Origin of the sequence: Pseudomonas sp. BF-B-30 (assembly GCF_019956305.1) — a bacterium.
Classification (GTDB): domain Bacteria; phylum Pseudomonadota; class Gammaproteobacteria; order Pseudomonadales; family Pseudomonadaceae; genus Aquipseudomonas; species Aquipseudomonas jessenii.
In genome coordinates this window covers 18,816-38,513 of record NZ_JAHBDG010000014.1, presented here as the reverse complement: position 1 = coordinate 38,513, position 19,698 = coordinate 18,816, and the positions used below count along the sequence as shown (strand labels likewise).

The window sequence follows — 19,698 nt, the reverse complement described above, 5'->3', positions numbered from 1 at the left end:
CCCTGTAGTTACGCTGCGTGGACCGCCGCGCTGCTACAGGACCCGTATCCGGCGGCTTCTTTGTTTAGTGTGCCGCCCACTCGATCTTCGAGATATCGACGCCGTCTTTGTACATGTCCCACAGCGGCGACAGAGCGCGCAGCTTGGTAACGGCCTCGCAGACTTTCTGCGCGGCGTAATCGATTTCTTCTTCGGTGGTGAAACGGCCGAAGGTGAAGCGGATCGAGCTGTGTGCCAGTTCGTCGTTGCGGCCCAGGGCGCGCAGTACGTACGAAGGCTCAAGGGACGCCGAGGTGCAGGCCGAACCGGACGAAACCGCCAGATCCTTGAGCGCCATGATCAGCGACTCGCCTTCAACGTAGTTGAAGCTCAGGTTCAGGTTGTGCGGAACGCGGGCGGTCATGCTGCCGTTGACGTACAGCTCTTCCAGGTGCTCGACCTGCTTGTAGAAACGGTCGCTCAACGCCTTGATGCGCGCGTTCTCGGCAGCCATGTCTTCCTTGGCTACGCGGAAAGCTTCACCCATGCCGACGATCTGGTGGGTCGCCAGGGTGCCGGAACGCATGCCGCGCTCGTGACCGCCGCCGTGCATGGTCGCTTCGATGCGCACGCGTGGCTTGCGGCTCACGTACAGCGCGCCGATACCTTTAGGACCGTAGGTCTTGTGGGCAGAGAACGACATCATGTCGACTTTCAGCTTCTGCAGGTCGATCTCGACCTTGCCGGTGGACTGAGCGGCGTCGACGTGGAACAGGATGCCCTTGGAACGGAGCAGTTCGCCGATCGCCGCGATGTCGTTGACGGTGCCGATTTCGTTGTTCACGTGCATGACCGAAACCAGGATGGTGTCGTCGCGCAGTTCGGCTTCGATCATCTCCGGGGTCACCAGGCCATCGGTACGAGGCTCGATGTAGGTCACTTCGAAGCCTTCACGCTCCAGTTGGCGCATGGTGTCCAGGACAGCCTTGTGCTCAATCTTGGTGGTGATCAGGTGCTTGCCCTTGGTGGCATAGAAATGTGCCGCACCCTTGATTGCCAGGTTGTCGGATTCGGTGGCACCGGAGGTCCAGACGATTTCACGCGGGTCGGCGTTGACCAGGTCAGCGACCTGACGACGAGCGTTTTCAACGGACTCTTCAGCTTTCCAGCCGAACACGTGGGAACGGGACGCCGGGTTACCGAAGTTTCCGTCGACCAGCAGGCATTCACTCATTTTTTGCGCAACACGCGGATCAACCGGGGTGGTCGCAGAGTAATCAAGGTAAATCGGCAATTTCATGGACTATCTCCTAAATCAGGCTGGCTGGCGTGCCGCTAGCTCTTTGGCTGTCATTCGACGGCGGACGCTTCAATCTTGTCCAGGCGTGGCGCCTTGCTGTTGCAACGGCGCTGGTCCTGACGCTGGGCTACTTCTTGCACCTCACGGCGAGTCACAAGGTCAGCCAAGCTGATACCGCTCAGAAATTCGTGAATTTGCAGGCTCAGATCACACCACAAGTGGTGGGTCAGACAGGTGTCGCCTTGATGGCAATCACCCTGGCCCTGGCATTTGGTTGCATCGACCGATTCGTTCACCGCATCGATCACCTGGGCGACCTGGATGCCCTGCATGTCGCGGGACAATTGGTAGCCACCACCCGGACCGCGCACGCTGGACACCAGATTGCTGCGGCGCAGCTTGGCGAAAAGCTGTTCGAGGTAGGACAGGGAGATGCCTTGGCGCTCGGAGATATCAGCCAGGGACACGGGCCCGTGCTGCGCGTGCAACGCCAGATCAAGCATGGCGGTCACGGCATATCGGCCTTTTGTAGTCAGTCGCATGGACAATTACCACGGAGTTCGGAATGAGGCGAGTATGCAATTCCCGAGTATTTAAGTCAACTATAAGACCTAGTACTTTAGTCAGGTTTACCCGCAAAAGAGCGGCAGCATCATAGCAAAGGCCGGCCATATACAGCCAGCAGTACCGCGTTATCGTTCATCGCGAGCAAGCTCGCTCCCACACTGGACCGCGTCAGCCTGTACAACTTGATCACCTGTGGGAGCGAGCTTGCTCGCGATGAGTTCGACTCGGTTTAGCTGGCCTGACTCTGATCCTTGTCCTTCACACAGGCGAAATCTTCTTCGCGCAGCTCAGGCAGATCTTTCGCACAGTAATTGCTGCCCAGATCCTTCAACGCCCCGCACATCCCCTCCAGACGACCATCGACCGCCTGCAGGTGATCGAGCAGCTGACCAATGGCACGCGCCACCGGGTCAGGCATGTCTTCGCTGAGGCCGTAGGCATCAAAACCGATCTTCTCGGCCATGGCCTTGCGCTTGGCGTCCTGCTCGACATCGGACTTGACGATGATCCGCCCCGGAATGCCCACCACAGTGGCACCCGGCGGCACTTCCTTGGTCACGACAGCGTTGGAACCCACCTTGGCACCGGCACCAACCGTGAACGGGCCGAGCACCTTCGCGCCCGCCCCGACCACGACGCCATCACCCAGCGTCGGGTGACGCTTGCCCTTGTTCCAGCTGGTGCCGCCCAGGGTCACGCCCTGATAAATAGTGACGTCATCGCCGATCTCGGCGGTTTCACCGATGACGATGCCCATGCCATGGTCAATGAAAAAACGACGACCGACCTTGGCCCCCGGATGGATCTCGATCCCGGTCAACCAGCGGCCGAAGTTCGACACCAGCCGCGCCAGCCATTTCAGGTCCGCGCGCCACAGCATCGCCGACAAACGGTGGATCCAGATGGCGTGCATGCCCGGATAGCAAGTCAGGACTTCAAAAGCGTTACGCGCCGCCGGGTCTCGGTGGAATACGCTCTGGATATCTTCACGCAAACGCTCGAACATCATTAATCCTTCCGCTTAAGGAGCTCACCACGGGCCGCTTTTTGGGTTTCCGTGAGGATGCCACGCAAAATATTCATTTCCGCCCGGCTGACCGAGCTGCGTCCGTACAACCGGCGCAGGCGCGCCATCAAGTGCCGTGGCTTTTCCGGATCGAGGAATTCGATGGCCACCAGGGTCTGCTCCAGGTGCTCATAGAATCGCTCCAGTTCGTCCATGGTCGCCAGCTCAGCGCTTTTGACCGAGGCCACTTCTTCCTTCTCGACCTTGCTCGGCTGACCTTGGGCCGCCAGCCAGGACATGCGCACTTCATAACCCAACACCTGCACCGCCGCCCCAAGGTTCAGCGAACTGAACTCAGGGTCTGATGGAATGTGCACGTGATAATGACATCGCTGCAGCTCTTCGTTGGTCAGGCCGGAATCTTCACGACCGAACACCAGAGCGATTTCCGCACCCTGCCCCGCTTCCTCGACCACCTTCGTTCCGCATTCGCGGGGATCGAGCAGCGGCCAGGGAATGCGCCGGTCGCGAGCACTGGTACCAAGCACCAGGTTGCAGCCGACCAAGGCATCTTCCAAGGTGGCGACGACTTGCGCGTTTTCAAGGATGTCCCCGGCACCGGAGGCACGGGCATCGGCCTCGTGATGCGGGAACACACGAGGCTCGACCAGCACCAGCCGCGACAGCCCCATGTTCTTCATGGCACGCGCAGCCCCGCCGATATTGCCCGGATGGCTGGTATTGACCAGGACGACACGAATGTTTTGCAGCAAGGGAGGCGCTCTCGAACACAATAATCGGGAGCCGAATCTTACAGCTGAACCTACCGTTAAGCCATGAAAGCGAACGTCGTCCTTCTCCTGTAGAAACTTTCTGATAGAATGCCCGGCTTTCTTTAACAACCTTAGGTGACACATCCATGCAGCCCATGCTGAATATCGCGCTGCGCGCCGCCCGCAGCGCCAGTGAATTGATCTTCCGCTCCATCGAGCGCCTGGATACCATCAAGGTCGACGAAAAAGACGCCAAGGATTACGTATCCGAGGTGGATCGCGCCGCCGAACAGAAAATCATCGACGCCCTGCGCAAGGCGTACCCGAATCACTCGATCCTGGGTGAAGAGACCGGCATGCACGCCGGCACCGGCATCGAAGGCGAAGAGTACCTGTGGATCATCGATCCGCTGGACGGCACCACCAACTTCCTGCGCGGCATTCCTCACTTCGCTGTCAGCATCGCCTGCAAATACCGCGGTCGTCTTGAGCATGCTGTTGTTCTGGACCCGGTTCGCCAGGAAGAATTCACCGCCAGCCGTGGTCGCGGCGCTCAACTGAACGGTCGTCGCCTGCGCGTCAGCGGTCGCACCAGCCTCGACGGCGCCCTGCTGGGTACCGGCTTCCCGTTCCGTGACGACCAGATGGACAACCTCGACAACTACCTGGGCATGTTCCGCGCCCTGGTTGGTCAGACCGCCGGCATCCGCCGCGCCGGCTCTGCAAGCCTGGACCTGGCCTACGTGGCCGCCGGCCGCTTCGACGCCTTCTGGGAGTCGGGCCTGTCCGAATGGGACATGGCGGCAGGCGCCCTGCTGATCCAGGAAGCTGGCGGCCTGGTGAGCGACTTCACCGGCGGTCACGACTTCCTTGAAAAAGGCCACGTCGTTGCCGGCAACACCAAATGCTTCAAGGCAGTCCTGACGGCCATCCAGCCGCACCTGCCAGCCTCGCTGAAGCGCTAAGCTTCCAGCGACAGAAAAAGCACCCCACGGGGTGCTTTTTTTATGCCTGGAATTTGCCCCCTCAAACACCGCAAATCCAAATGTGGGAGCGGGCTTGCTCGCGAAGAGGCCGTGTCAGTCAATTGAGATGGCGACTGACACACCGCCTTCGCGAGCAAGCCCGCTCCCACAAGGGATTGCGGTGGCGCATAGATCGCGGGCACAAAAAAAGCACCCCGCAGGGTGCTTCTTTTTTAATCCAGCATCAGCAGATCAGTGAGCCGTCTGATTCTCCGACAAGATCAACTTGCCTTCCTTATCCACCGGAATCTGGTTGCCTGGATCACGATCCATGCGCACCTTGCCTTCCTTGCCGTCCAGCGAATAACGCACGTCGTAACCTACAACCTTGTCACTGATGTCGTTAACCGTGTTACAGCGGGTCTGGGTGGTGGTGTAGGTGTCACGCTCCTGCATGCCTTCCTGCACCTTGTTACCGGCGTAACCGCCACCGACAGCACCTGCGACCGTGGCGATCTTCTTACCGCTGCCGCCACCGATCTGGTTACCCAGCAAACCACCTGCCAATGCACCGACCACCGTACCGGCGATCTGATGTTGATCTTTCACCGGCGCCTGCCGGGTGACCGCTACATCCTTGCACACTTCACGTGGAGTCTTGATTTGTGTCTTGACCGGCTCAACGGCGAGTACTTGTGCGAACTCCGGGCCGCTTTTAACCAGGCTGTAGGTGGCCACAGCACCCCCGGCAGTCACACCGACAGCACCCAGTACAGCACCAACCAGCATCGACTTGTTCACATGAACCTCCTGGACCATCACATGCGGGATAAACCCGCGCTTCTCCCAGCCTTGGAGCATAAAAAAAGGCGCGAGTTCAACTCGCGCCTTTTTCGGACTACATCGCTGAAAGAAGCTTCCTTCAAGGACGGTCGTCGACTTCCTTCTCGGTATTGGCCGGAGGAATCAGGTCTTCCGTGCTCAGGTTCAGCCAGATCAGCACCACGTTCGCGATGTAGATCGACGAGTAAGTACCCGCCAGAACACCGATGAACAGGGCGATGGAGAAGCCGAACAGGTTGTCGCCACCGAAGAACAGCAGGGCCGCGATCGCCAGCAAGGTGGAGATCGAAGTCGCCATGGTCCGCAGCAGGGTTTGCGTGGTCGAGATGTTGATGTTCTCGATCAGGTTGGCCTTGCGCAGTACCCGGAAGTTCTCACGAACCCGGTCGAATACCACGATGGTGTCGTTGAGCGAGTAACCGATGATCGCCAGTACCGCCGCCAGCACCGTCAGGTCGAAGGTGATCTGGAAGAACGACAGGATACCGATGGTCACGATCACGTCGTGGATCAGGGAAACGATCGCACCGACCGCAAACTTCCACTGAAAGCGGAACGCCAGGTAGATCAGGATGCCGCCCAGCGCCATCAGCATGCCGAGGCCGCCCTGGTCGCGCAGCTCTTCACCCACCTGCGGGCCGACGAACTCGACGCGCTTGACCGTCGCCGGGTTCTCGCCGCCCACCTTCTGCAAGGCTTCGGCCACCTGGTGACCCAGTTGCGGGTCTTCGCCAGGCATGCGCACCAGCAGGTCGGTGGTTGCACCGAAGTTCTGCACGATGGCTTCGTGATAACCCGCGGTCACCAGCTGCTCACGCACCTTGGTGACGTCGGCCGGACGCTCGTAGGTCAGCTCGATGAGCGTACCGCCGGTGAAGTCCAGGCCCCAGTTCATGCCCTTGGTGGCGACGCTGAACAAGGCCAGCACCGTAAGGAACAATGTGACGCCGAACGCAAAGTTGCGAACGCCCATGAAGTTGATTGTACGTAACATGGCAGCCCCTTAAATCCACAACTTCTTGAAGTCACGACCGCCGAAGATCAGGTTGACCATCGCGCGGGTCACCATGATGGCCGTGAACATCGAGGTAAAGATCCCGAGGGACATGGTCACTGCGAAGCCCTTGACCGGGCCGGTGCCCATGGCAAAGAGGATGCCGCCGACCAACAGTGTTGTCAGGTTGGCGTCGAGAATCGCGGTGAATGCCCGGCCGAAGCCTTCGTTGATTGCACGCTGCACGGTCATGCCGGCGGCGATCTCTTCACGGATCCGCGAAAAGATCAGCACGTTGGCGTCGACCGCCATACCCATGGTCAACACGATACCGGCGATACCCGGCAGGGTCAGCGTTGCACCCAGCAGAGACATCAAGGCCAGCAGCATCACCATGTTCACCGTCAGCGCGACAGTGGCGATGATGCCGAAGAAGCGGTAGATGGCGATGATGAACAGCGAGACGAACAGCATGCCCCACAGCGATGCATCGATACCCTTGGTGATGTTGTCGGCACCCAGGCTTGGACCGATGGTGCGTTCTTCAGCGAAGTACATCGGAGCGGCCAGACCACCGGCACGCAGCAGCAGCGCCAGTTCGGACGACTCGCCCTGGCCGTTCAGGCCAGTGATGCGGAACTGAGCACCCAGCGGCGACTGAATGGTCGCCAGGCTGATGATCTTCTTCTCTTCCTTGAAGGTCTGAACCGGCACGTCTTTCTCGACGCCGTTGACCACCTGCTTGGTGTAAGTGGTAACCGGACGCTGCTCGATGAAGATCACCGCCATGCTGCGACCGACGTTCGAACGGGTCGCACGGCTCATCAGCTCGCCGCCGTGGCCATCCAGACGGATATTCACTTCTGGCCTGCCGTGCTCGTCGAAGCCAGCCTTGGCGTCGGTTACCTGGTCACCGGTGATGATCAGGCCACGCTCGATCAGCGCAGGAGGACGGTTGCCCTCACGGAACTCGAAGGATTCGGAAGTGGCTTTCGAAGCACCCGGCTCAGCGGCCAGACGGAACTCGAGGTTGGCCGTCTTGCCGAGGATACGCTTGGCTTCGGCGGTGTCCTGCACGCCCGGCAGCTCAACCACGATGCGGTTGGCGCCCTGACGCTGGACGATCGGTTCGGCAACACCCAGCTCGTTGACGCGGTTACGTACCGTGGTCAAGTTCTGCTTGATGGAGTATTCACGGATTTCCGCCAGCTTGGCCGGGGTCATCGCCAGACGCAGCACCGGTTGACCATTGAGGTCGGCCGGAACAATGTCGAAATCGTTGAAGTTCTTGCGGATCAGCGTACGGGCCTGTTCGCGGGCTGCTTCATCAGTGAAGCCCAGCTGAATGGCACCGCCCAGTTGCGGCAGACTGCGATAGCGCAGCTTCTCTTTACGCAGCAGGCTCTTGACGTCGCCTTCGTAGACTTTCAGGCGCGCGTCGAGGGCTTTGTCCATGTCCACTTCCAGCAGGAAGTGCACACCACCGGACAAGTCCAGACCCAGCTTCATCGGGTGCGCAGCGAGGTTGCGCAGCCATTGCGGGGTGGTTTGTGCCAGGTTCAGCGCGACGACGTAGTCATCACCCAATGCCTTGCGCACGACGTCCTTGGCCGGCAGCTGGTCTTCAGCCTTGGTCAGGCGAATCAGACCGCCCTTGCCGCCCTCTGCCAGCGTGGCAGCCTTGACGTTGATCCCGGATTCCTTGAGCGCAGCGCTCACGCGATCCAGATCAGCCTGATTGACCTGCAGTGCAGTACTTGCACCGCTGACCTGAATGGCCGGGTCATCAGGATAAAGATTGGGAGCGGAATAAATCAGACCGACCGCCAGCACCGCCAGGATCAGAATGTATTTCCACAGAGGATATTTGTTCAGCATCACGCCGCCCGTTTATGACGCGGGGCGCCTTGCGCGCCCCGTCGATTGAAAATGAAGTTGAAACTTAGATCGCTTTGAGCGTGCCTTTTGGCAGCGTGGCGGCGATGGCGCCTTTCTGGAACTTCATTTCGACGGTGTCGGAAACTTCCAGAACGACGAAATCGTCGGCCACTTTAGTGATCTTGCCGGCGATGCCGCCGGTGGTCACAACTTCGTCGCCTTTCTGCAGGCTGCTCAGCAGGTTTTTCTGCTCTTTGGCGCGTTTGGCCTGTGGACGCCAGATCATCAGGTAGAAGATGACCAGGAAGCCGACCAGGAAAATCCACTCGAAACCGCCGCCCATAGGGGCTGCCGCAGGTGCAGCAGCGTCTGCCATGGCATTAGAGATAAAAAAGCTCATTTAGCACTCCAGTTGCAAATGTTGAATCTTGGGGTCAGTAAACTCAGTCCAAAGGCGGAACAGGCAACCCGCGTTTGGCGTAGAAGGCATCGACAAAGGCGGCCAATGTACCCTGTTGAATAGCCTCGCGCAAACCAGCCATAAGCACTTGATAATGGCGCAAGTTATGGATGGTATTGAGCATGCTTCCCAGCATTTCGCCGCACTTGTCCAGGTGATGCAGATAAGCGCGAGAGAAGTTCTGGCAGGTATAGCAATCGCAGGTCGGATCGAGCGGCGAATCATCATGGCGATGGAACGCGTTACGGATCTTCAGCACGCCGGTATCAATGAACAGATGCCCATTGCGGGCATTACGGGTTGGCATCACGCAATCGAACATGTCCACACCGCGGCGCACACCCTCAACCAAGTCTTCCGGTTTGCCAACGCCCATAAGGTAACGAGGTTTGTCAGCCGGCATCATGCCCGGCAGGTAATCCAGCACCTTGATCATCTCGTGTTTGGGCTCGCCCACCGACAGACCGCCGATGGCCAGGCCGTCGAAGCCGATCTTGTCGAGGCCTTCCAGGGAGCGCATGCGCAGGTCCTGGTGCATGCCGCCCTGAACGATACCGAACAGCGCCGCCGTGTTGTCGCCATGGGCTTCTTTCGAACGCTTGGCCCAACGCAGGGACAACTCCATGGAAATACGGGCGACGTCTTCGTCAGCCGGGTACGGCGTGCATTCGTCGAAAATCATCACAATGTCGGAGCCCAGGTCACGCTGGACCTGCATCGACTCTTCCGGCCCCATGAACACCTTGGCGCCGTCGACCGGAGAAGCGAAGGTCACGCCCTCCTCCTTGATCTTGCGCATCGCGCCCAGGCTGAACACCTGGAAACCGCCGGAGTCAGTCAGAATCGGGCCTTTCCACTGCATGAAATCGTGCAGGTCGCCGTGCTTCTTGATCACTTCCGTGCCCGGGCGCAGCCACAGGTGGAAGGTGTTGCCCAGAATGATTTCAGCGCCCGTCGCCTCGATATCCCGTGGCAGCATGCCCTTGACCGTGCCGTAGGTGCCCACCGGCATGAAAGCCGGGGTCTCGACGGTACCGCGCGGGAAGGTCAAACGACCGCGACGAGCCTTGCCATCAGTGGCCAGCAGCTCGAAAGACATACGACAGGTGCGACTCATACAGTTTCCTCTGGGCCCGATTCTTTAGGGGCAGTCGGCGCAGGATTACGCGTGATGAACATCGCATCACCGTAGCTGAAAAAGCGGTAACCGTTGTCGACCGCGGCCTTGTAGGCAGCCATGGTCTCGGGATAACCGGCGAACGCCGAAACCAGCATCAACAGCGTGGATTCAGGCAAATGGAAGTTGGTGACCAGGGCATCGACCACATGAAACGGCCGGCCCGGGTAGATGAAAATGTCGGTGTCGCCGCTGAACGGCTTGAGCACGCCATCGCGAGCGGCGCTTTCCAGGGAACGCACACTAGTAGTCCCCACCGCCACCACACGACCACCGCGAGCGCGGCAGGCTGCGACGGCATCCACCACGTCCTGACCGACTTCCAGCCATTCGCTGTGCATGTGGTGGTCTTCGAGCTTCTCCACGCGCACCGGCTGGAACGTGCCGGCGCCAACGTGCAAGGTCACGAACGCAGTCTCGACGCCCTTGGCGGCAATCGCCTCCAACAGCACCTGATCGAAATGCAGCCCCGCCGTTGGCGCCGCCACCGCGCCCAAACGCTCGGCGTAGACGGTCTGGTAACGCTCGCGGTCGGCGCCTTCATCCGGGCGGTCTATATAAGGAGGCAGCGGCATGTGCCCGACGCGGTCGAGCAACGGCAACACCTCCTCGGCGAACCCCAGCTCGAACAACGCATCGTGACGCGCCAGCATCTCGGCCTCGCCACCGCCATCGATCAGGATCTTCGACCCAGGCTTGGGCGACTTGCTGGAGCGCACATGGGCCAGCACGCGATGACTGTCCAGCACCCGCTCCACCAGGATTTCCAGCTTGCCGCCGGAAGCCTTCTGGCCAAACAGCCGCGCCGGAATCACCCGGGTATTGTTGAACACCATCAAATCGCCGGGGCGCAAATGCTCCAGCAAATCAGTGAATTGACGGTGTGCCAGGGCGCCGCTGACCCCATCCAGGGTCAACAGGCGACTATTGCGCCGCTCGGCCAGCGGATGGCGGGCGATCAGCGAATCAGGGAGCTCGAAGGTAAAGTCAGCAACGCGCATGATGGGGTTCGTCTAGCAGGGCCGGGAAGTCTAGCGGAATTATCAAAAATTCTCCATGTACCTGATTGACCAGCGGTTATCTCATCTCTATACTTCGCCGCCATTGAGCCCTGATGGCGGAATTGGTAGACGCGGCGGATTCAAAATCCGTTTTCGAAAGGAGTGGGAGTTCGAGTCTCCCTCGGGGCACCAAAATTAAGAAAGGTCTTGCTTTGCAAGGCCTTTTTTTTCGCCCGCAGAAAAGCACCTGACACCCCACCGCCCTGTGTAGGAGCTGGCTTGCCAGCGATTTTTTAACCCTCCCCCCTCGGTCAGTAAGACACTCATCAAGGATTCCCCCATGGAATTGCACCTGGAAACCGTCGCCCTCTTCTCCCTCAAACTGGCTTATGAGACGGAAGATCAGAGCCCGATTTTGCGGGATGATTTGGTGATGGGGGATTACCAGCGGGATGTGTTTGAGTTGCTGGTGCGACGGGGGGATGTTGAGGGGATTCAGTTGAAGGTGGATGAGTGTGTGGGGTTGGCGCTGGAGGCTGTTGGGGGTGTGGATAAGCCGTTGGGGCGGGAGTTGCGGAGGTTGGCGGGGGAGTTTGCCGGGATTCAGGCGATGGAGGAGCTTGATGCTCCGCTCATTGCGCTTAAGGATTACCTGAAAGACATTCAATGAATGAAGGTGAGCAGCCTAAAAAGCGGGAATGCCCGTGAGCCGGACCGAGGTAGAACATCACGTCTTATCCTGCCCCTGTTTCATACCCATTTCCCAATCTTTTCATCGCCTACCTGGGTTATCCAAATCCACTTCCGACCAAAAGCGGGCATTAAACGATAGCTGCCGTTATCTTTACGCAATTGAATCAGCTATCAGAAAGCATCATAAGTCCGGTGTGTAGAGGGGTTGCCAGCTGTGTTTTAGTGGTGCACCTCGGGCCTGTGATGCGCTTGCATCGCGCGACTGGGACAATGTCTTCCCAGCTATCTACCCTCTCCCAGACGGGCTTTTGTGAAACGCCCCACGACCCTACGAGTGGCACTTTGATGGTACTTGCTTTTCCGCTAGGATGGCTCGCGTGGAGCATGTGCATAATTGAGATCTTGGACACTATGCCTGCGTAACTGAGGCCCTCGCACAACCGACCCACAACTGTCGTAGGCGATTAAGACGCAGCTGTGGCTAAAAATAACGAGGTTGCGGACGATACCATCAAAAAAACCAGCATCGCTTGATCGTAAGATCGTTGCGATGACCCCGTGCCGATGTCGGCGTTCTGCCGATGGGCTTACGCGTTAAGGATAACGAATCTACTAAAAACGCCCTTTCCTGAACCTATTTCGGGTCACATCGGCCCGGTTCGTCCGGTTGGGTGAAACAAGGATTCGTTGATAATCACGAGTTATGGAAATTTTGAGATGTCTTTTCTGAAAAGGGTGTGGCTGGGGATCAGGAATTTTTTCCTGGGCAGTGGCGAGCGTCACGAGGGTGAGGCAAGCTTCCCTGAAATCAATCCGGACAGAATCAAGGCTGATCTCAAAGTCATCGAAACCGCCCGCGCTCACGGTGCAAAAGGGGTTCCGGACTTTCGCGACACTCGTCTGACTGAAACTGAGCATCAAATCCAAGGCACAGTGGGAAAGTTGCGTGCGGCCACCTTCAAGACGGGCGAGCGGTGGCTTAAGCAAATTCAGTCCAGGCTAGATGCTGTCGACCTCACAAAAGATTTCGACCATACAGTCCAGCTTGGAGACGAATTCGGTCGCAAGGCAGATTCCATTCTATCTAGTGCAAATGGAGAGCTTCAGGAGTCCATCAGGATTTCGAAGTCTCACGAGACCATTCTTGAGAGATTCCGCGAAGCCAACCAGTTACCTGATACGCCTGCGGAATTGCCAGGCCCTCTCGACCACGGCAAGAAGATCTGCTTACTCATTATTTTCTGTGCTGCTGAGTCGTTTATCAATGCGAATTTCTTCGCTAGCGGCCTCGTTGGAGGACTGATAAGCGGACTGCTCATGGCTCTCACCCTGGCAGTACTGAACCTTGCTCTGCCCTTTTTTGTCGGTCGTGTGTTCACCAACAAAAATCATGTCAACGGATTGCGCCGCGCCCTTGGGTGGCTGTGCTTCGGTATCGGAGTTGCTTGGACGTGCAGTATCGGCGTTTCCATGGCCTACCTCCGTCACGTGATGCCGTTGATCGATGACGAAGCCACTAATCAGATTCAGTTCGCCATTGATAGCTTTCTTCTCGGTGAATCTCCATTCACGGATATCAACAGCATCGCGCTCTGTGCGATCACAGTATTTTTTGGCTTGGTAGCGCTCCATCACGGCTATCGCTGGATGGATCGCTACCCGGGCTACTCCAAAATATACGGGGCGTATGTAGAGGCCTATCAGAACAAATTTGAAATCATAGCCAACCTTCGAGCAGCTCTTGAGGAAGAAAAGGAAAAGACACTTTCTCAGATCGATGCCAATGTCAAAAATGCCACTGAAGCTGTTCGATACTTTAAGTACAGCATGGGCGAAAAATCAGTAGCCAAGAAAAAGGTTACTGAGCACCTGATTTTGGCGGACAAAACAATAGAAGCCCTTATCGAGGCTTATCGATACGAGAATCAGATGGCTCGTCCATCAGACAAGCCACGTCCGGACTACTTCAACAACCCTATCGCATTAGAGCCGCAAGACTTGCCAGATTTTGGGCTAGAACGTGATGAAGCCCGCTTGGAAACTCAGGAGAAGATGCTTAGTGAGATGCTGGGGATCCTGCAACCCACTCGGGCCAAAGTGCAATCTTCCTTCGTTCAAAAGTTTGACCAATTGAAGCCTCTGGAAAGTCGGCTCTAGGATCGATCCATGTCTGTATATAGAAAGCGTAATGCGACCTCTCCGGTCACGCTGGTGATGTATGTAGTTGCAGCCATGATTCTGATCATTGGCGTAGCCACTGCCCTATGGTTCAACTTCAAGCAAGACAAGCTCGATAAGGTCACGTTGTGCCCATCGAGTGGGGCCAAAGGTCAATATGTCGTACTGATCGACAACACATCACCATTTCCCTTCACCCAGAAAACGGCGCTTAAGCAGCGCCTGAAAGACATGATCATGAATGACCTTCCCAAAGGCGCCATGCTCACGGTATTCCTATTGGGTGAAGACTATCAGCACAATGCAGAACCAGTGTTCGAAAAGTGCAACCCTGGCCAATGGGCTGAGGGAGATGAAATCTCGAAGACCAAGAAGTTCGTGGATCGCGACTTCAATGAAAAATTCGTAAAGCCATTGGAGGCTGTAGTCAATCGGATCCCCTTGGACGTACGAGCTAAAACTTCTCCTATCTTTGAAATGCTCCAGCTGACTAGCCAGAGAGGGTTCTCTCACAGTAATGCGAAAGGTGAAAAACAGCTAATCATATACTCCGATATGGCGGCAAATATGGAGTCTTTCACCATGTATAAGAACCCAAAGCTTAACTACAAGGAATTCTCAACAACATCTTATAGCCAGAAGGCTACAGCTCCTCATCTGGATGGTGTGGCAGTAATTATCAACATGATGGCAGCAGAACCAGCAGTGACCCCTTACAACAGGCGTTCGGAGTTCTGGGCTGCGTATTTTTCTGCTAACGGTGCTTCGTTAGGTGATGTTATCCCCATGGAGGGGCTGTAATGAAGAGTCAACATGCAGCCATTCACCGTGTACAAACCTGGTTTTTGATCGCATTATTTATCAAAGTTGCTTGTGCCAGCATCAGCCTGAAACTCAGCGACCCTTTTTGGTTCGGGTTCATCATTCCAATCTCCGTGATGATTGCCTATTGGGGGGTTGGTTACCGCGTGCGTGAGCTATACGACGTCCGACTGACTCTGGCCAAATTTGCTGACTCGATTTACTACCTCGGCTTCCTGTTCACGGTAGTGAGCATCATTATTTGCCTACTCGACATCCAAAGTATCGGTGACAACCTCACCAATATGGCGACTCGCTTTGGTGCTGCTATGGTCAGCACGGCTATCGGTATGGTTGCCCGCACGTTGCACGTAGGGTTCCGGCCGGATCAGAACGACGCTGTCCGAAGCGTAGAGGAGCGCGCTATCAGTGCTTCCGAGCAGCTCGCTTTCATGTTCGAAGAAACCCGTGAAAAGCTCACCCGCTTCCGCGATGAGGTCGTATCGATATCCAAAGAAACGACATCCGGAGCCAGGGAGCAGATCGAAGAGCTGACTAAGCATAGTAAAGGTGCGATGGATGCTTATTTTGCCAATGCCACTCAGCGAAGTAACGAAGCTTTCGACGCTATGCTCAAGGATGCTAAAACTGCCAGCGATGACCTTCTGGTGACCATTAACGGTCTAGCCGATAAAAGCGCGAGCACGCTCGAACGAATGGAAGCTCATGCGCTCGACTTTGGCAGTTTGGCCACCAGGCGTCTGGAGCAAACACTCTTCCCGGACGACCTATTCGCTAACAAACTAAAGCCGTCTATCGATACGCTTGCGCAAACGACCGAAGGCGTTAACGCAAACATTTCCACACTCGTCGACGATGTGAAGACCGCTGCTCGCTCCGTTGGAACCGCCATTAGAGGCTTGAATGCTAAAACTCAGACACTGGAAGAGACCTTCCAATCGGTCAGCGGCATCGTCGAAAGCCAGCAGCGTTTGATGGACGCAATGAGCAGCCAAGGCACCACTTTGCTTGATGGTGTAGATCGAGTGCAGAAGGAGTTTTTGGATACCCTGGATGACTATCAGAAAGACTTCCAGGAAGAAATTAAGGTGAACCGCCAAGCGATCGAACAGGTGGTTGAAAGGCTTCAAGCCCTTCACCAGATCATTGAAGCGGACGATTCCAGAGCGGTTCTCAGCGAGGAAATAGGAGAAGCCTTCCGTGCGGTGGGTGAGGTAAATCTACGTGCGAACGAAGCATTCTCCGAATCGATCAAATCCACGCTGACTCCACTGATTCAGGCGATCGTAGCGAATAACGAGACTCACAGCGTGCTGACGTCTCAGGTTGTGGCAGGAAACGCGGCGATCGAAGCTGCGCACGAGCATCTCGATAAGCTTGTTCGCAAAATAGAGCACATCAATCAGATTGAAGTACGCCAGCCGGCAGTCAACGAGTCTGTCATTCAGGCAGATGCTGAAAAACCCATTGCGCAGCATGTGGGACAGCAGACTCCTGAAGTGAGACCTGCTTGATGACTCAAAAAAATGACCAGGTATTCAACCTGTCGATTACGGAAATCTGGATGGTGCTCGCCTTCCTCCTTTTGCTTCTGACAGGCTGGCAGGTATGGAAGCTAACGAACGAAAAAAACTCACTTGAGCAGAGGGTTGCTGGTCTTAGTGAGTTGAGTGATCGCGAAAAAGCGGTGAGCGAAGCCACGGCAGCTCTCAAGGTGAAGCTTCAGCATATCGGGATCAAAAACCCAGATGAGATTGTCAGCAAGCTCGTGGATGCCTCCAAAGCCCGAGATGAATCGGAGCGTCTGAAAGTTTTGTTAACCCAGAAGGACGAGCAGCTCGCTACGTTGGCACCGATCGACAAGGCTCTGGAAGAAAGTGGTAGCAAGGACAAAGGCCAGGACGCAAAGCGGCTCGTGCTTGAAACGCTAATGTCCTATGAACAGCTCAAAAAATTGGTTGCTGACCCCTCACAAGAGATCAAGCCAACTGATGTGGTGAAGCGCGTTGAAGAATTGAGCGCCACAGAGGCGGCAGTTAAAAGCGGCTTGAACATCGATTCGACGCCTTCGGCTGATCAGGTTCAAAAGATCGTTAAGGACGCTGCGGCTTACGCAGAAGCAGACAAGGCAGGACTTAACCCTGTCGCACTGCAAAAGTCGAACAGTGATTTAAAGGGGCAAGTCCAGTTCCTGAACAACAAGCTCAACCGTGGCAAAGGTGGGGATTTCCCACCCTGCTGGGCTGACAGTGCTGGCAAGCCCGAAATGTTTCTTACCGTCTATACCAAGGACGATCAGTTGACGTTTGAGCCTGCATGGCCTGCCTCACGGCTTGCTGATGCCCAAGCCCTTCCTGGATTTGTCGAACTGATGACAAACACCACTCGTGGGTATGATGAATTTGTGAGAGTGACATCGGCAATCAAAGCGCTCGGCGAAAAAAATGAATGCCGGTACTTCGTACGTTTGACCAGTCAGATCCAAAGTGCGCCACTATCCGATCGACGCCGGATACAGATCGAAAGCAATTTCTACAAAATCGAAACCAGACGGTGGTAGGAAGGTTTGACCTGCGGGGCGTCTCGATGATTTGAGACTGGCTCTGCGCAAGTCTTACACGAGCGGCAGCTAGTGAATGTGGATTCAAGCGATCGATGCAACAGATTGGCTAAATCGTTCAGCGGGCGTTTCGCAGCTCAGTGTTTTCCGAAGGCGGCTATGGCTATTTAGTTGCCTTGCCACTTCATTAAACGTGGCTTGCGAGTGATCCGTAAAATCGGAGCACTTGGACGCACCAGTCTTCGCGTTCAAGGATTACTTGAAAGATGTTTTGTGATAGTTAAGGGTGAACCTCATCTCAAAGCTGCGCGTAGGCCTTATCAAAATTTTCAAAAGCTTGGTCGACCTTATATCGGAGCATCAAAGAGGCGGAAAGCTTCACGATCGCCTCGAAAATTAAATGCCCTGATGGAATCTTGCATTGACCAATGCATCGACTGTAAAACTCGTCGAACTCATACGCATAGACGGTGTAAAAAACACCCCGAGGCTCTCGGTCCAACCCGATAGTAATGCGCGTACCGAGTTATCTCTAACACTTGATTCAGGCAGTGAGAACTCCAATACATCGTCGAACGGAATGAACATAGCAGTAGCAGACATTACAAAAACACTTGCGATATCCAGTGATTCTTTTACAAACTCAAGGTCAGGGGTTTTGTATTCGTGCTCAAGAATATTCCGCACATCAACTATTTTGCGCAATAGGCTCGACGCCAGTAGACCAAGCGCGCGCAATCTCTCTAATTTCTTCGGAACATTCCACCTAAGCGATGGATAGCCAAAAGAAATCAAAAACTGATCAATCTGACAGACAATCGCGCGCTTTGAATTAGTCGTTGCGTTAATAAGCGCAGACAGCCCCCCCCGTTCAAAATCGTCTTCTGCCAAGCTCAAAACTCGACAGGTGAAGTTTTTAGCTCCGTCATTGTGAAGCTGCCGCCACCTAAATTTACTGCACATTTGCTCATATCGAATTCATTAGCTTGGCAAAACTCTTTGATATTCATCTTACGACCGGGCTATTGGGCAGTCCCAGCAGCTGCAGAAAACTCAGTCTATCAGCGACGCAACCGAGATGACCTACTCTCGAGAGGTTGATTAGTGTCCGATAGCCCACGACTGAATCTGTTTTTGACCCCAGCCTCTGTCGATGGAAACTGCATTGTCGTCGAGGTTGCAGGTACGGGGCTTACACGATACCCTCCCACCGTCGCTGCCAATTCAGCGACCGGGTGTGAGAGCCCGAAACAATCAAGGCGCAAAGCGCCCCAAAACCTGTCGTGGCGTTTTTTTTCGTCTGCGATATGGCTTTATGGCGGCTGTGCGTGGGAGACCTTCGGGTCTACCGGTTGCCTTGATTGCCGGTTTCTCACCCCGCGCACGGCTGTCACCCAAGCCCGTGAGAAGGCTCGTGGCAGCTCCTCAAATCAAGGATGTTGACCATGACCAAGACAAATCCGTTTGAAATTTGGCTATTCCCTCAAAGCAATTCCCAATCGCGTAACCCCCTCCCCCATTGCCTCTCCATCCTCGGAGGTGGCCAATGACTGAACAACCTGAACTCAAAACTATCGGCCTGACACCGGCCATCTACTGTGCGGATCAAGCGCTGTTTCATGTCACTCGCGGGGTTCCTCTTGGCGATGCGTTGTCCATGGCCTCCGATTTTCTGTTCCTGGCCAAGGCGCTCACTGAAGATGCCGCTTATGCCAGAGACACTGACCGTCACGCCTGGGCTGCGCATTATCTGACTTCGATGAGTAAGGCGTTGGTGGATGATGCGGTGAAGGTGCTTACTCGGGATCGGGATAATGTGCTGGCGTCTAAGCGGACGGGGGCTAAGGCTGAGGGGTAGTGAGCGAAAGCGCCAGGATAGTTTTTGGTTTCACAAGTCAGGCGTGACGCTGTGAGAGCGGGCTTGGTTGCGGTGGCCGGGGTATTCAGCGGGACACGTGGATGCCTTGCGTTTTTCGCGAGCAAGCCCGCTTCCACAGGGGGTTGCAGTGGGCTGGCGGGCATTGTTTGGCCCCAGTGTGTGAGTGGGTTTGTGGTGCAATCTTCAGCATTGAGGGTGGTTGGGCTGGCGCTATCGCGAGCAAGCTCGCTCCCACAGGGGGGTTGTGTGGCGGGTGGTATTTCGGCTTGGCCTTGAGGTTTTTCGGGGCTTTTTGTGTTCGGTTCGGGGGATGGCTTTCGGTTTGTAGCGGAATGGATCGGCGGATCTGTTCCGTAAAATTGCCCACGGTTCTGATGCTTCTTCTCACCTGTAATGCTTGCTATACATCAGCCTTCGACAAGCCCTTCGGGCATTAGGCCAGTGTGTGAACGCCCCTTGCGGCACTCATCTAGACTTAATGGATAGTCGTAGGCAGAACCGAGCACGTCGCTTTGGTGCAGGTCGATCAACAGCAGCGTGGCAAGCTGCCCTTTATGCCCAGTAGAGATGCGGCGAAGACCGCGTCGGGCACAACAAGATGCCCGCTCAGGGTGCCCTGGCCA

Annotated in this window: 18 protein-coding genes and 1 tRNA gene; 8 read left to right on the top strand and 11 right to left on the bottom strand. The window is 56.0% G+C overall.

Annotated elements, in window-relative coordinates:
* Window positions 1-64 precede the first annotated feature (64 nt).
* The 4 genes from KGB29_RS09780 to trmJ all read right to left on the bottom strand — a co-directional run bounded on the left by KGB29_RS09780 (window position 65) and on the right by trmJ (window position 3,625).
* Window positions 65-1,279: an IscS subfamily cysteine desulfurase gene (locus tag KGB29_RS09780; protein ID WP_057716303.1), complete on the bottom strand. Its 1,215-nt coding sequence runs from the start codon at window positions 1,277-1,279 to the stop codon at window positions 65-67.
* Between the two features lie 50 nt (window positions 1,280-1,329).
* Complete coding sequence (gene iscR / locus KGB29_RS09775) at window positions 1,330-1,821, bottom strand: Fe-S cluster assembly transcriptional regulator IscR (RefSeq protein ID WP_007903581.1); 492 nt, start codon at window positions 1,819-1,821, stop codon at window positions 1,330-1,332.
* Window positions 1,822-2,075: 254 nt separating this feature from the next.
* Window positions 2,076-2,852, bottom strand: coding sequence for a serine O-acetyltransferase (gene cysE / locus KGB29_RS09770; RefSeq protein ID WP_102670196.1), 777 nt, complete (start codon window positions 2,850-2,852; stop codon window positions 2,076-2,078).
* A gap of 2 nt (window positions 2,853-2,854) precedes the next feature.
* Complete coding sequence (gene trmJ, locus KGB29_RS09765; protein ID WP_008053257.1) at window positions 2,855-3,625, bottom strand: tRNA (cytosine(32)/uridine(32)-2'-O)-methyltransferase TrmJ; 771 nt, start codon at window positions 3,623-3,625, stop codon at window positions 2,855-2,857.
* Window positions 3,626-3,771: 146 nt separating this feature from the next.
* Between trmJ and suhB the strand changes: the two genes are divergently transcribed.
* Complete coding sequence (gene suhB, locus KGB29_RS09760) at window positions 3,772-4,590, top strand: inositol-phosphate phosphatase (protein WP_008053258.1); 819 nt, start codon at window positions 3,772-3,774, stop codon at window positions 4,588-4,590.
* A 252-nt stretch (window positions 4,591-4,842) separates the two neighbouring features.
* On the opposite strand, the gene KGB29_RS09755 is transcribed toward suhB, so the two are convergent.
* From KGB29_RS09755 to queA, 6 genes are all read right to left on the bottom strand, one after another.
* Window positions 4,843-5,391: a glycine zipper 2TM domain-containing protein gene (locus KGB29_RS09755; protein ID WP_057716304.1), complete on the bottom strand. Its 549-nt coding sequence runs from the start codon at window positions 5,389-5,391 to the stop codon at window positions 4,843-4,845.
* Window positions 5,392-5,512: 121 nt separating this feature from the next.
* Window positions 5,513-6,427, bottom strand: a complete 915-nt coding sequence (secF, locus tag KGB29_RS09750) for a protein translocase subunit SecF (RefSeq protein ID WP_056855158.1) — start codon at window positions 6,425-6,427, stop codon at window positions 5,513-5,515.
* Window positions 6,428-6,436: 9 nt separating this feature from the next.
* Window positions 6,437-8,305 (bottom strand): protein translocase subunit SecD, encoded by a 1,869-nt coding sequence (gene secD / locus KGB29_RS09745; RefSeq protein ID WP_057716306.1) that lies wholly within the window; start codon window positions 8,303-8,305, stop codon window positions 6,437-6,439.
* Between the two features lie 64 nt (window positions 8,306-8,369).
* Complete coding sequence (gene yajC, locus KGB29_RS09740) at window positions 8,370-8,705, bottom strand: preprotein translocase subunit YajC (protein WP_007956696.1); 336 nt, start codon at window positions 8,703-8,705, stop codon at window positions 8,370-8,372.
* A 43-nt stretch (window positions 8,706-8,748) separates the two neighbouring features.
* Entirely contained in the window at window positions 8,749-9,864 is a 1,116-nt protein-coding gene (tgt, locus tag KGB29_RS09735) for a tRNA guanosine(34) transglycosylase Tgt (protein WP_162130301.1), read from the bottom strand.
* A 14-nt stretch (window positions 9,865-9,878) separates the two neighbouring features.
* On the bottom strand, window positions 9,879-10,943 hold the full coding sequence (gene queA, locus KGB29_RS09730) for a tRNA preQ1(34) S-adenosylmethionine ribosyltransferase-isomerase QueA (protein ID WP_110660602.1): 1,065 nt from the start codon (window positions 10,941-10,943) through the stop codon (window positions 9,879-9,881).
* A gap of 107 nt (window positions 10,944-11,050) precedes the next feature.
* Between queA and KGB29_RS09725 the strand changes: the two genes are divergently transcribed.
* The 6 genes from KGB29_RS09725 to KGB29_RS09700 all read left to right on the top strand — a co-directional run bounded on the left by KGB29_RS09725 (window position 11,051) and on the right by KGB29_RS09700 (window position 17,196).
* Window positions 11,051-11,135 (top strand) — tRNA-Leu (locus KGB29_RS09725).
* A 148-nt stretch (window positions 11,136-11,283) separates the two neighbouring features.
* A complete protein-coding gene (locus KGB29_RS09720) occupies window positions 11,284-11,613 on the top strand; it encodes a hypothetical protein (RefSeq protein WP_154947365.1) in 330 nt (109 codons plus the stop codon).
* Window positions 11,614-12,353: 740 nt separating this feature from the next.
* Window positions 12,354-13,793: a DUF1542 domain-containing protein gene (locus KGB29_RS09715; RefSeq protein WP_154947364.1), complete on the top strand. Its 1,440-nt coding sequence runs from the start codon at window positions 12,354-12,356 to the stop codon at window positions 13,791-13,793.
* A gap of 9 nt (window positions 13,794-13,802) precedes the next feature.
* Window positions 13,803-14,615: a hypothetical protein gene (locus KGB29_RS09710; RefSeq protein WP_154947363.1), complete on the top strand. Its 813-nt coding sequence runs from the start codon at window positions 13,803-13,805 to the stop codon at window positions 14,613-14,615.
* On the top strand, window positions 14,615-16,150 hold the full coding sequence (locus KGB29_RS09705; RefSeq protein ID WP_154947362.1) for a hypothetical protein: 1,536 nt from the start codon (window positions 14,615-14,617) through the stop codon (window positions 16,148-16,150). Before KGB29_RS09710 ends, KGB29_RS09705 begins: the two co-directional genes overlap by 1 nt.
* On the top strand, window positions 16,150-17,196 hold the full coding sequence (locus KGB29_RS09700; RefSeq protein WP_154947361.1) for a hypothetical protein: 1,047 nt from the start codon (window positions 16,150-16,152) through the stop codon (window positions 17,194-17,196). The genes KGB29_RS09705 and KGB29_RS09700 overlap by 1 nt, the downstream gene beginning before the upstream one ends.
* Before the next feature lie 396 nt (window positions 17,197-17,592).
* Here KGB29_RS09700 and KGB29_RS09695 read toward each other — a convergent pair whose 3' ends face one another.
* On the bottom strand, window positions 17,593-18,087 hold the full coding sequence (locus KGB29_RS09695; protein WP_223473699.1) for a hypothetical protein: 495 nt from the start codon (window positions 18,085-18,087) through the stop codon (window positions 17,593-17,595).
* A 655-nt stretch (window positions 18,088-18,742) separates the two neighbouring features.
* On the opposite strand from KGB29_RS09695, the gene KGB29_RS09690 reads away from it, so the two are divergent.
* Entirely contained in the window at window positions 18,743-19,054 is a 312-nt protein-coding gene (locus tag KGB29_RS09690) for a DUF3077 domain-containing protein (protein ID WP_154947360.1), read from the top strand.
* The last annotated feature ends 644 nt before the right edge of the window (window positions 19,055-19,698 follow it).